The sequence below is a fragment of the Curtobacterium sp. MCPF17_051 genome (genome assembly GCF_003234595.1).
Taxonomy (GTDB): domain Bacteria; phylum Actinomycetota; class Actinomycetes; order Actinomycetales; family Microbacteriaceae; genus Curtobacterium; species Curtobacterium flaccumfaciens.
The window spans coordinates 116,311-128,398 of the sequence record NZ_QKSE01000002.1 but is presented as its reverse complement, the minus strand read 5'-3'; the positions used below and the strand labels follow the sequence as shown (position 1 = coordinate 128,398).

The window sequence follows — 12,088 nt, the reverse complement described above, 5'->3', positions numbered from 1 at the left end:
ACGCTCGTTGCGCGTGCCCGGTGCGCGCTCTGGTTGACTGATCGGCATGACTGACCTGAACAGCAAGCCCGAGTTCGACGCCCCCGAGGGCCCCGCCCCCACCGAGCTCGTCATCACCGACATCGTCGAGGGCTCCGGCGAGGAAGCGTCGTCCGGCTCGACCGTCAAGGTCCACTACGCCGGCGTCGAGTACGAGACCGGCGAGGAGTTCGACAGCTCCTGGAACCGCGGCGAGCCCATCGACTTCCCGCTCGCGGCCCTGGTGCGCGGCTGGCAGGAGGGCATCCCCGGCATGAAGGTCGGCGGCCGACGCAAGCTCGTCGTCCCGCCGGAGCTCGCCTACGGACCCGCCGGCGGTGGCCACTTCCTGTCCGGCAAGACCCTCATCTTCGTGATCGACCTGCTCGGGGTCCGCTGATGCAGGTCGGCGCCCCGACGATCGAGCTGAACGACGGCCACCGGTTCCCGGAGCTCGGCCTCGGCACCTACGGCCTGAACGGCGACGAGGGCGCGGCGGCCGTCGGCACCGCGATCACGAGCGGCTACCGGCTGCTCGACACGGCGCTGAACTACGGCAACGAGGACGCCGTCGGCCGCGCCGTCCGCGAGTCCGAGGTGGCACGCGAGGACCTCGTCGTCACGTCGAAGCTGCCCGGCCGGCACCACGGCTACGACGAGGCACACCGCTCGATCGACGAGACCCTCGGCAACCTGGGGCTCGACCACGTCGACCTGTACCTGATCCACTGGCCGAACCCGTCGGTGGACAAGTTCGTCGACACCTGGAAGGCGTTCGTCGACCTCCGTGACAGCGGCAAGGTCCGCTCGATCGGCGTCTCGAACTTCACGCCGGAGCACCTCCGCCGGATCGTCGACGCCACCGGGGTCGCCCCGGCCGTCAACCAGGTGGAGCTGCACCCGTACTTCCCCCAGGCGGAACTGCGGAAGGTGCACCAGGAGCTCGGCATCGTGACCGAGAGCTGGAGCCCGCTCGCGAAGCGGTCGGAACTGCTCACCGAGCAGCCGATCGTCGACGCCGCCGCCGCGCACGGTGTGGCCCCCGGCCAGGTCGTGCTGCGCTGGCACGTCCAGCTCGGTGCCGTGCCGGTGCCGAAGTCGGGCGACGCCGCCCGCCAGAAGGAGAACCTCGACGTCTTCGGCTTCGAGCTGACCGACGACGAGGTGCAGGCGATCTCCGCGCTCGAGCGCGGTCGCCTGTGGGACGGCGACCCGGACACACACGAAGAGATGTGACTCCGACGCGACCCTTCGGGGACAGCGGGGCTCCCGGTGGGCAGTACACTGGTTCCCCCTCTTCCCGAAGGGTTGCGTGTGTCCGAACCGACCGAGATCGACCGTGAACGCGGCTACGTCGACGGCCTCTTCCGTCGTCTCGACGAGCTGACCGCCGAGGCCGAGCAGCGCCTCGCCGAGACCCGCCGACAGGCGGTCGGCGGGAACCACCAGAGCCGCAGCGAACGCGACGCGTACGCGCGGCTCTACGAGGACACCGTCGCGACGCTCGAGCGGGTGGGCGACCGCCTGGTCTTCGGCCGGCTCGAGGTCGCCGAGCCCGACAACTCCGACGACACCTTCCGGTACATCGGCCGCGTGGGACTGCGCGACGCCGAGCACCGGCCGCTGCTGCTCGACTGGCGCGTCCCCGGCGCCAGTGCCTTCTACCAGGCCACCGCCGCGCACCCGATGGGCATGCGGTCCCGCCGGCACCTGTCCCTGCAGGGTCGACGGGTGGTCGGCGTCGAGGACGAGGTGTTCGACGCCTCGCTCTACGACGACGAGCGCACCCACCTGCAGGGCGAGGGAGCGCTGCTCGCCGCGGTCACCGCCGAGCGCACCGGCCGGATGACCGACATCGTCGCGACGATCCAGGGCGAGCAGGACCGCATCATCCGCTCCCCGCTCGAGGGCGTGCTCATCGTGCAGGGTGGCCCCGGCACCGGCAAGACCGCCGTGGCGCTGCACCGGGCCGCCTACCTGCTCTACTCGTACCGCGAGCGGCTGCGGGGATCCGGCGTGCTCATGGTCGGTCCGTCTCCGGCGTTCCTGACGTACATCGAGCAGGTGCTCCCGTCGCTCGGCGAGACCGGTGTCGTGATGGCGTCGCTCGGCTCGCTCTACCCGGGCGTGCACGCGACGACGCACGACACCCGCGACGTCGCCGCCGTGAAGGGCGCCGCGCAGACGGCGTCGCTCCTGCGCCGCGCGGTGCGCTCGCGCCAGGTCGTGCCGACCGAGTCGGTCACGCTCGACATCGAGGGCGAGCGGCTCGTCGTCCCGCCGCAGCTCGTCGCCGACGCGATGAAGCGTGCGCAGGACCGCGGCAAGCCGCACAACGCCGCCCGCGTCACGTTCAACAAGATCGCCCTCGACGCGATGACCCGCCTGCTCGCCGAGCAGCTGCGGGAGCGCGGTACCACGGTGGACGAGGCCGACGCGAAGGTCCTGCGCGAGGACATCCGGAGTTCGTACGACGCCCGGGTGCTGCTCAACACCGCGTGGTTGCCGTTGCCGCCGGAGAAGTTCCTCGAGGACCTCTACGCCCGGCCGAACTGGCTCGCCTCGCTCACCCCCGACTGGACCCCGGAACGCCGTGCCCTGCTGCAGCGCGCCCGCGGCACGGCCTGGACCGTCGAGGACGTCCCCCTGCTCGACGAGGCCGCCGAACTGCTCGGCCCGTTCGACCCGACCGGCGGCGCCGCCAAGCGCGCGGCGAAGGCCAGCCGGAACCGCGACATCGAGAACGCCCGCCAGGCCATCGAGAACATGGGTGTCGAGGGCATCGTCAGCGCCGAGCAGGTCGCCGGCTCGTTCGCCGAGGGCGGCGACCCCCGCTCCACGGCCGAGCGCGCCGCCGACGACCGCGAGTGGACCTACGGGCACATCGTCGTCGACGAGGCGCAGGAGCTCTCGCCGATGCAGTGGCGCGTGCTCGCCCGCCGCAACCCGCTGCGGTCGTTCACGATCGTCGGCGACATGGCGCAGGGTTCCTCGCCGGGTGCCGCACGCACCTGGGACGACGTCATCGGAGCGCTCGCGCGTCGCCGACGCGGCCGTGCGCCGCAGGTTCCGCTCGACCACCGCATCGAGCAGCTCACCGTCAACTACCGCACCCCGCGCTCCATCGTCGAGGCCGCCGGGGCCTTCGCCGACAGCGCCGGCCTCACGGTCACCCGCAACGAGGCCGTGCGCGACGGCGACCCCGTCGAGCGCGTCCGCGTCGCCCGGGCCGACCTGCTCGACACCGTCGTGGCGGTCGCCGACGCCGAGCGCGCCCGGATCGGCTCCGGCACCATCGGCGTCATCGTCCCCGAGTCCCAGGTCGACACGATCCGGCAGCGGCTCGCCCGCACCGAGGCGGACGTCCGGGGGCTCGCCTCGCCGAACGCCGGCTCGCTCACGGTGCTGACGGGTGCGGACGCCAAGGGCCTGGAGTTCGACGGCGTGCTGCTCGTCGATCCGGACGGCGTGGGGGCCGATGCCGCCCGTGCCGCCGCCGCGGTGTACGTCGCGATGACGCGTCCGACCCGTCGCCTGACGGTCATCGACGTCGACTGACGGTCGTGTGCGCGTCCCCGCGCGCTTCGTGAGCAGGAACGGTCGGGCCCGCCGGTCCCACGCGACCGTTCCTGCGCACGATCGCTGGGTGGTGGCGTCACCGCGGGGCGGACAGGAGGCCCGGTGCGGCCCGCCACGGGCCTCCCGGCTCAGGTCGGGTCGCCCTCGGAGCGCACACGCGCGACCAGGTCGGCCCACGGACCGTCGAGGCGGCGACCCGGGATCGTCACGGTGGTGCGCTCGACGGTGATCGTCCAGTTGAAGTCGTCGGGGACGGGCGGTGCCGTCGGCGCCGGGGTGCGCTGCAGCGCATCGACGACGTCGGACCACGCCGTGGGGTCGCCGCTCGTGTCGGTGTCGACCCGCCAACGCCGTGTGGTGCCGGCGAAGCCACCGGAGCGGCGGACCTCGATGCGCATGCCCCCGACGCTACGCCCGGGTGGCGCGATCAGTCGAGCACGCCCACCCGCTGCCAGGCCTGACGCACCGCGGTCTGCTCGGCGGAGCCGTCCCCGAACCGCCGCCCGGCCGCGTCGACGGTGACGGTGGCGAAGCCCGCGAAGTCGACCGAGGCGGTCACCTCGGGCGACGTCAGGGCGTCCCACCAGACGGCACCGGCGCCGAGCCAGGCGGGGCCGCCGATGGCCGTGGCCGCCAGGAAGAACGCGTGGTTCGGGATGCCGGAGTTCGTGTGGACGCCGCCGGCGTCGTCGGTGGTGACGACGAACCCGTCCATGGTCGCCGGTTGCGGGTCCTTCCCGAGCACCGGGTCGTCGTACGCGGTACCGGGGGCGCGCATCGACCGTAGCGCGTCGCCCTGCACGGCGTCGGTGAACAGCCCCTCGCCGATGAGCCAGCTCGCCTGCTCCGCCGTCTGCCCCGCCGCGTACTGGGCGACCAGGGAGCCGAAGACGTCGCTGATCGACTCGTTGAGGGCGCCCGACTGGCCCTGGTAGGTCAGGTCGGCGGTGTACTGCGTGACGCCGTGCGCGAGCTCGTGGCCGATGACGTCGAGCGCGATGGTGAAGCGGCGGAACACCTCGTCGTCGCCGTCGCCGAACACCATCCGGCTGCCGTCCCAGTAGGCGTTGTCGTAGTCCTGGCCGTAGTGCACGGTCGCGTCGAGGGGGAGTCCTGCACCGTCGATCGACACCCGCTCGAAGACCTCGAGCCAGAAGGCGTGCGTGGCGCCCAGGCCCGCGTAGGCCTCGTCGACCGCGGCGTCACCGGAGTCGGCGTCGCCCTCGCGCCGGACGACGGTGCCGGGCAGCGTCGTGGTGCCGTGCGCGTCGGTGATCGTCCGCTGCGGGGAGCGGTCGACGGCACCGCTGACGCCGCGCGGTGCGACCAGGTGCTCGTGCTTCGGCGCCTGCACGGCGTCGAGCGAGGCCAGTGCGGTGCGTGCCGCCGAGGCCGCCCGGGGGAATGCCTGGGCGTCGGCGACGGCGCGGAGCAGGTAGGGCGGGACGACGGAGCGGATGCGGTCGGTCGCGGTCATGCGCACATGCAACCACCGGGCACCGACACGGTCCTGCGCGGGCCGTCTCCGTGACGTGGTCAGTCGCGCTTGCGGTGCTCGACCAGGGCCAGCGCGTACGACTCCCACCACTGGCCGGCAGCGGGGCCGCCGTTGCAGGTGCCGTCGCTGAGCCCCGGCGTCTTCACCCAGAGCAGGGCGTCGAGCCGGGTGCTGCCGCCGGTGACGTGCGGCTCCTGGCCGAGGCCGGCGCCCTCGGGGTTGCACCAGGTTCCCCGCCACCCCTGCCCGTTGCGGGAGACGTCGACGACGAAGTGCGGGTCGCCACCGATCGCGTCGGCGAGCTCGTCCGCGTACGCGCGCTCCTGGTCGACGCGGTAGAAGTTCGACACGTTCGTGAAGAAGCCCTGCACCTCGTCGACGCCGGCCTGCCGCAGCCAGTCCGCCATGGTGGCGGTCGGCACACGGTTCTCGTTGCCGCCGTCCAGGTACACGGTGAGCCCGTGGCCGGTCAGCGCGTCGACGGCCTTCCGCAGCAGGGGCAGGCGTGCGTCGCGCAGTCGCTCGCAGTTCTGGATCTGGGCGATCGAGTCGGGTTCGACGAGCACGACGGCGTGCGAGCCGGCCATCGCCCGGACGGCGGACCGGACCCACGGCAGGTAGGCGTCGTCCTCGGTGCCGCCCTTGGAGTAGCTGCCGCAGTCGCGGTCCGGGATGTTGTAGAGGACGAACACGGGGGTGCCGCCACGTTCCTCCGCCGTGCTGACCACCGACCGGATCGTCGAGCGGGTCTCGGCCCGCGAGGTGTTCGTCAGCCAGGTCGCGATCGGCTGGTCGGCGATCACGGCGATCTGCTCGGCGGTCGCGGCGTCGCCCTCGGCCCGTGCCTGTCGCTCGCGGATGCCGGCCTGGTTCACGGCGGTCGGCTGGCGCGCGAGCCCGCCCGGGAACGCCTCGGCCGCGGTCTTCCGCTCGGCGACGGTGCGCCCGCTCGGGGTGGCGTCGCCGTCCGGCTGGCCGCCGTTCCACGGGCCGACGACCACGAGCGTCGTGACGACCGCGGCGACGACGACGGCGGCGACGGTGATCCACCCCCACTGCCGCAGGCCGCCGGTGCGGTTGCGGCGTGGGGTGTCGGGTGCCTCGTGCTCCGGCATGCTGCGGTGCTCCTGATCTGCCCGTGCGGTGTCGGTGGTGTGGGCACCGATCGCGCCCCGACCCATGCTGACAGGTGCGGGGGAGTCCTGACCAGCGCCGATGCGCGATCCCCCAGGAGTCGTACCGCCCGCTGACAGGAGCGCTCCAGCGACCGGCCAGGACCGTGCAGCACACTGTCCGGATGTTCCGTCGACTCCTCCTCCTCGCCCTGACCGCGGGCTACGCCTGGGTGATCTGGCGGATGACGCTGACCCCGCAGGTCTTCACCTCGGCCCAGAACTCGCTCGTGCTGCATGCGATCGCCTGGGTGCAGCAGCTGCCGCACGGTGCGTGGTTCACGTACGAGCGCACCGAGTTCCTCGCCAACATCGCGATGTTCGTGCCGGTGGGGGTGCTCGCGGCGCTGTGGCTGCCCCGGCGCTGGTGGATCCTCGGCGCGCTCGTCGCGGTCGCGCTGTCCACGGGCATCGAGTTCGCGCAGGCCACCTACCTGCCGTACCGCGTCGCGGACCCGCGCGACGTGCTGTCGAACGGCCTCGGCGGACTGCTCGGCGCGACGCTGGTCGGACTCGTCCGCAGTCTGCTGCCGGAGCGTCGCCGACGACGCCGTCTGCGCCCCAGGACCGCCTAGGACTCTGGTAGTCTTGTGCGGTTGCCGTCGAACGGCCGCGGACAAAGAGCGCTCGTGCATCAGGCACGGGCACCGCGCAACGGACAGGAAGGGGATCACCATGGCACTTGACGCACAGGTCAAGCAGGAGATCATCGAAGAGTACGCGACCCACCCGGGCGACACCGGATCCCCCGAGGTCCAGGTCGCCGTTCTGACGCGTCGCATCAACGACCTGAACGAGCACCTCAAGGAGCACAAGCACGACCACCACTCGCGTCGTGGCCTGCTCCTCATGGTCGGTCAGCGTCGCCGTCTCCTCGGTTACCTCTCCGACGTCGACATCGCCCGCTACCGCACGCTCATCGAGCGCCTCGGCCTGCGTCGCTAGTCGACCGACACACGCTTGACCGAACGCCCCGGACCTCTTCGTGAGGACCGGGGCGTTCTTCGTTCCCGGGGTGTTCGACGCTCGGCGGGGGCCGCGCTCCGTCCTCGGTCGGTCACGACACGTCGCCCGTGCTCGTACGGCGGTCACGATTCGTCGATTACCGCGGTCTCACGCGACACTTCGCGACCGCTCCGCAGTCAGCACGCGGGGAGTCGTGACCGATCGGCACGCCGCTCGGCGCGGGAATGGTTGCGACGACGACCCGGTTGAATGCTATGTTCATGCAAACGCATCGAAAGTCGGGAAGCATCATGACCACCATCGCCGTCGTCTCCGCCGGACTCTCCGAGCCCAGCTCCACCCGCCTGCTCGCCGACCGTCTCGGGGAGGCCGCCTTCGCGTCGCTCGTCGCCGAGGGCACCCCGGCACACGTCGTGCACGTCGAGCTCCGGCCGCTCGCGCACGAGATCACCGACGCGATGCTCACCGGCTTCGCGGCCCCGGCGCTCTCCGCAGCGATGGCCGCCGTGGTCGAGGCCGACGCCGTCGTGTTCGTCACGCCGATCTTCACCGCGGGCGTCAGCGGACTGGCGAAGTCGTTCCTGGACGTGCTCGACAAGGACTCGATGGCCGACATGCCCGTCCTGCTCGGCGCCACCGGCGGGACCTCGCGCCACTCCCTCGCGATCGACCACGCCCTCCGGCCCGTCTTCGCGTACCTGCGCGCGGCGATCGTCCCCACCGGGGTCTTCGCCGCGACCGACGACTGGGGGACCGACGGTGACGCGGCCGCCCTGGACGGTCGCATCCGCCGGGCCGGAGCCGACCTGGCCTGGGCGATCCGGGCCTCCAGGCGGGCCCCGCAGGAAGCCGACGCGCTCCCCGCGACCGCGGACTTCGCGAGCCTGCTCGGCGGTCTCGGCCACTGACCGTCGGTCCCGCCGCTGGCTCAGTACCAGTGCGGGTCGACGCTCATCTCGTGGCCCCACGCCCCGCAGGGTGAGCCGTAGGCGCTCTTGATGTACGCGAGCCCCCAGTCGATCTGCGTGTTCGCGTTGGTGCGCCAGTCGGCTCCGGCGACCGCCATCTTCTCGGCCGGCAGCGACTGCGGGATCCCGTAGGCGCCGCTCGAGGCGTTCAGGGCGTTCGCCCGCCACCCGGACTCCTGCGTCCAGAGCGACACCAGGCACGAGAACTGGTCGGAGCCCCACCCGTACGACCCGAGCGCGCTCCGTGCGTAGGCCTGTGCGGCCGCGGGGTCCACGGCGACGCCCCCGGTGCTCGGGTGGGACGAGCCGGTGCCGCCGCTCGTCGCGCCGCCGCTGCCGGCGTTCGCCGCGGCAGTGTTCGCCGCAGCCTCGGCCGCCGCCGCTGCGGCCCGCTTGCGCTGCTGCTCCGCCTTCTGCGCGGCGACCCGCTGGCCGAGCTCGTACCCGGCCTCCTGCTTCGCGGTGCTGTCCTTGAGCGACGCGAGCTGCGCGTACAGCTCGTCGCTGTGCTGCTCCGTCGACTCGACGGCGGCATCCGCCGCCTGTTCCGCCGCCTTCGCCGCGGCCGAGCGTTCCTCGGCCGCCTGCGCGCGCGTCGCGCGTTCCGTCTCGGCCCGCTCGGCCTGCTCGTGCAGCGACGACGCCGTGCCGGCCGCGACGGACGCCTCGTCCATGACGCCGGACCAGGTCTCCGACAGCTGGTCGAGCGCGCCGAGCTGGTAGAGCAGCTGGTCGGGGTTCTCCGCGGTAGCGATGCGGGTGGTCATCTGGTTCGTGCTGCCGTCGCGGTACAGGTTCGCGGCCAGTTGGCCGGCCCGCTGCTGGGCCCGGTCCGCCGTCTCGCTCGCGTGCTGCGCCTGGGCCTGGAGGCTCGTGGCGGCCTGGGCGGCCGCCGCCGACTCCGCCTCGGCCGCGTCCGCCTTCGACGAGGCCACCAGGGCGGCCTGCGACTTCGCGGCTGCTTCGTCCTGCGCCGACTGCAGTGCAGCCTGCACCTTCTGCACCTCGGCGCGCTTCGCGGTCTCGTTGCCCTTGGCGCGCTGGACGTCCTGCCACGTGGGGTACTCGGTGGCGTTCGCGGGGGCAGCGGTCAGGGCCGGGGCGACGAGCGCGCCGACGACCACGGCGGCCGCGACGAGCACGCCCCGCGAGGGGGTGAGGCGCATGTCGGCAGGCTACCGATGTTCACCAGCAGTCCAGCGAGCCGCGCCGCCCACAGCCTGAGGACTGGTAAAGTCCATCGTGTCCGAGGACTCATTCCCCGGACGTCACACACAACACTGCGCAGGCCGGGCACGGAGCTGGTCATCGGTGGTGGCTCGCGGGCCGGAACGGTTTCCCGAGTGCTTCTACTGCTGGCCAGACATGCGTCCGGAACGATCGGCGCGCACGCACCATCGAGTGCCGTCGCCATGGCCTGCCGGAAACACATCAAGGAGGCGCCCTTTTGGAGGGTCCCGAGATCAAGTTCGCCGAAGCCGTCATCGACAACGGCAAGTACGGCAAGCGCACCGTCCGGTTCGAGACCGGTCGGCTCGCACAGCAGGCCCAGGGCGCGGTCGCCGCGTACCTGGACGAGGAAACGATGCTCCTCTCGGCCACCAGCGCCGGCAAGCACCCGCGTGAGGGCTTCGACTTCTTCCCGCTGACCGTCGACGTCGAGGAGCGCTCCTACGCCGCCGGCAAGATCCCCGGTTCGTTCTTCCGCCGCGAAGGCCGTCCGTCGACCGAGGCCATCCTCGTGTGCCGTCTCATCGACCGGCCGCTGCGTCCGTCGTTCGTCGACGGCCTGCGCAACGAGGTGCAGATCGTCATCACCGTCCTGAGCATCGCTCCGGACGAGTTCTACGACGCGCTGGCGATCAACGCCGCGTCCGCGTCGACGCAGATCTCCGGTCTGCCGTTCTCCGGCCCGATCGCCGGTGTGCGCCTCGCGCTCATCGGTGACCAGTGGGTCGCGTTCCCGAAGGCCTCGCAGCTCGCCGACGCCGTGTTCGACCTGACCGTCGCCGGTCGTGTCGTCACGGACGAGGCCGGCAACGAGGACGTCGCGATCATGATGGTCGAGGCCGAAGCCACCGAGCACGCCTGGGACCTCATCCAGGGCGGCGCCACCAAGCCCGACGAGGCCATCGTCGCCCAGGGCCTCGAGGCGGCGAAGCCGTTCCTCAAGTCCCTCGTCGACGCCCAGGCCAAGCTCGCCGCGCAGTCGGCCAAGGAGATCCAGGACTACCCGGTCTTCCCGCCCTACGCGCCCGAGGTCTACTCGGCCGTCGAGGCCCTCGCGCTCTCCGAGCTCGGTGACGTCTACAAGATCGCCGCCAAGACCGAGCGTCAGGACGCCGACGACGCGCTCAAGTCGCGCGTCAAGGAGGCCATCGCCGCCAAGGTCGAGGCCGGTGAGCTGCCGACCGAGGCCAACGGCCAGGTCAGCGCCGCGTACAAGTCGGTCACGAAGAAGGTCGTCCGCGGCCGCATCCTGACCGAGCAGGTCCGCATGGACGGTCGCGGCCTCGCCGACATCCGTCCGCTCGACGCCGAGGTCGCCGTGATCCCGCGCGTCCACGGTTCGGCGATCTTCCAGCGCGGCGAGACGCAGATCCTCGGCGTCACCACGCTGAACATGCTCAAGATGGAGCAGCAGATCGACTCGCTGTCGCCCGTCACGAAGAAGCGCTACCTGCACCACTACAACTTCCCGCCCTACTCGACCGGTGAGACCGGCCGTGTCGGTTCGCCGAAGCGTCGCGAGATCGGGCACGGCTTCCTCGCCGAGCGCGCCCTCGTGCCGGTGCTGCCGTCGCGCGACGAGTTCCCCTACGCCATCCGTCAGGTCTCCGAGGCGCTCAGCTCCAACGGCTCGACCTCGATGGGTTCCGTCTGCGCCTCGACCCTGTCGCTGCTCAACGCCGGTGTGCCCCTCAAGGCCCCGGTCGCCGGCATCGCGATGGGCCTGGTCTCCGACACCGTCGACGGCCAGACCCGCTACGCGGCCCTGACCGACATCCTCGGCGCGGAAGACGCCCTCGGCGACATGGACTTCAAGGTCGCCGGTACGTCGGAGTTCGTGACCGCGATCCAGCTCGACACCAAGCTCGACGGCATCCCGTCGACGGTGCTCGACGCGGCGCTCAAGCAGGCCAAGGAGGCCCGCTCGGCCATCCTCGGTGTGCTGAACGAGGCCATCGACGCCCCCGACGAGATGGCGGACACCGCTCCTCGCGTCATCTCGGTGCAGATCCCCGTCGACAAGATCGGCGAGCTGATCGGCCCGAAGGGCAAGACGATCAACGGCATCCAGGACACCACCGGTGCCGACATCTCGATCGAGGACAACGGCACCGTCTACATCGGCGCCGTCGACGGTCCGTCGGCCGAGGCTGCTCGTGCCCAGGTCAACGCGATCGCCAACCCGACCAACCCGGAGATCGGGGACCAGTTCCTCGGCACCGTCGTGAAGATCGCCACCTTCGGCGCCTTCGTGTCGCTGCTCCCGGGCCGTGACGGTCTGCTCCACGTCTCCGAGGTGCGCAAGCTCGCCGGTGGCAAGCGTGTGGAGAACGTCGAGGACGTGCTCGGCGTCGGCCAGAAGGTCCTCGTCGAGGTCACCAAGGTGGACGACCGCGGCAAGCTGTCGCTCGCGCCGGTCGTGGCCGACGAGACCGAGGGTGACTCCACCTCGGCCGAGACGGTCCGCGCCCACGCCGAGGACCCGGCCGAGGGCTGATCCGCTCTCGCGTCCTGTCGCACGAACGGCCGCCGTCCCTTCCGGGGCGGCGGCCGTTCGCCGTTGCGGGGGCGTGCGTGCGTTGGCCACGTGCGTGCGTTGGCCGCGTGCGTGCTTTCGCGGCCAGCGACAGCTCACGGGCACGGCGCCACGTGCGTGC

At 71.9% G+C, this 12,088-nt stretch carries 11 protein-coding genes; 7 read left to right on the top strand and 4 right to left on the bottom strand.

The window, feature by feature from the left end:
• Positions 1 to 46: 46 nt before the first annotated feature.
• The 3 genes from DEJ35_RS02060 to DEJ35_RS02050 all read left to right on the top strand — a co-directional run bounded on the left by DEJ35_RS02060 (position 47) and on the right by DEJ35_RS02050 (position 3,576).
• Positions 47 to 418: an FKBP-type peptidyl-prolyl cis-trans isomerase gene (locus DEJ35_RS02060; RefSeq protein WP_110859255.1), complete on the top strand. Its 372-nt coding sequence runs from the start codon at positions 47 to 49 to the stop codon at positions 416 to 418.
• Positions 418 to 1,254, top strand: coding sequence for an aldo/keto reductase (locus tag DEJ35_RS02055; RefSeq protein WP_110859256.1), 837 nt, complete (start codon positions 418 to 420; stop codon positions 1,252 to 1,254). Before DEJ35_RS02060 ends, DEJ35_RS02055 begins: the two co-directional genes overlap by 1 nt.
• Before the next feature lie 78 nt (positions 1,255 to 1,332).
• On the top strand, positions 1,333 to 3,576 hold the full coding sequence (locus DEJ35_RS02050; protein ID WP_258378408.1) for an ATP-binding domain-containing protein: 2,244 nt from the start codon (positions 1,333 to 1,335) through the stop codon (positions 3,574 to 3,576).
• A gap of 149 nt (positions 3,577 to 3,725) precedes the next feature.
• On the opposite strand, the gene DEJ35_RS02045 is transcribed toward DEJ35_RS02050, so the two are convergent.
• From DEJ35_RS02045 to DEJ35_RS02035, 3 genes are read right to left on the bottom strand one after another with little or no spacing between them, the layout of a single operon-like run.
• Positions 3,726 to 3,995 carry a protealysin inhibitor emfourin gene (locus DEJ35_RS02045; RefSeq protein ID WP_110859258.1) on the bottom strand — a complete coding sequence of 90 codons (270 nt, stop codon included), beginning with the start codon at positions 3,993 to 3,995 and terminating at the stop codon, positions 3,726 to 3,728.
• A 29-nt stretch (positions 3,996 to 4,024) separates the two neighbouring features.
• The gene (locus tag DEJ35_RS02040; RefSeq protein ID WP_111191950.1) at positions 4,025 to 5,074 is read right to left on the bottom strand and encodes a M4 family metallopeptidase; all 1,050 of its coding nucleotides are present in this window, start codon (positions 5,072 to 5,074) and stop codon (positions 4,025 to 4,027) included.
• 59 nt (positions 5,075 to 5,133) lie between these two features.
• Positions 5,134 to 6,210 (bottom strand): glycoside hydrolase family 6 protein, encoded by a 1,077-nt coding sequence (locus DEJ35_RS02035; protein ID WP_181435471.1) that lies wholly within the window; start codon positions 6,208 to 6,210, stop codon positions 5,134 to 5,136.
• Positions 6,211 to 6,392: 182 nt separating this feature from the next.
• On the opposite strand from DEJ35_RS02035, the gene DEJ35_RS02030 reads away from it, so the two are divergent.
• The 3 genes from DEJ35_RS02030 (at position 6,393) to DEJ35_RS02020 (ending at position 8,141) form a co-directional block, all read left to right on the top strand.
• Positions 6,393 to 6,842: a VanZ family protein gene (locus tag DEJ35_RS02030; RefSeq protein WP_110859261.1), complete on the top strand. Its 450-nt coding sequence runs from the start codon at positions 6,393 to 6,395 to the stop codon at positions 6,840 to 6,842.
• Positions 6,843 to 6,942: 100 nt separating this feature from the next.
• The gene (rpsO, locus tag DEJ35_RS02025) at positions 6,943 to 7,212 is read left to right on the top strand and encodes a 30S ribosomal protein S15 (RefSeq protein ID WP_017885935.1); all 270 of its coding nucleotides are present in this window, start codon (positions 6,943 to 6,945) and stop codon (positions 7,210 to 7,212) included.
• A gap of 311 nt (positions 7,213 to 7,523) precedes the next feature.
• On the top strand, positions 7,524 to 8,141 hold the full coding sequence (locus tag DEJ35_RS02020; protein ID WP_111191948.1) for a CE1759 family FMN reductase: 618 nt from the start codon (positions 7,524 to 7,526) through the stop codon (positions 8,139 to 8,141).
• Between the two features lie 20 nt (positions 8,142 to 8,161).
• On the opposite strand, the gene DEJ35_RS02015 is transcribed toward DEJ35_RS02020, so the two are convergent.
• Positions 8,162 to 9,367: a hypothetical protein gene (locus DEJ35_RS02015; protein ID WP_111191947.1), complete on the bottom strand. Its 1,206-nt coding sequence runs from the start codon at positions 9,365 to 9,367 to the stop codon at positions 8,162 to 8,164.
• 281 nt (positions 9,368 to 9,648) lie between these two features.
• Between DEJ35_RS02015 and DEJ35_RS02010 the strand changes: the two genes are divergently transcribed.
• Entirely contained in the window at positions 9,649 to 11,928 is a 2,280-nt protein-coding gene (locus DEJ35_RS02010) for a polyribonucleotide nucleotidyltransferase (RefSeq protein WP_110859264.1), read from the top strand.
• Positions 11,929 to 12,088: the final 160 nt, after the last annotated feature.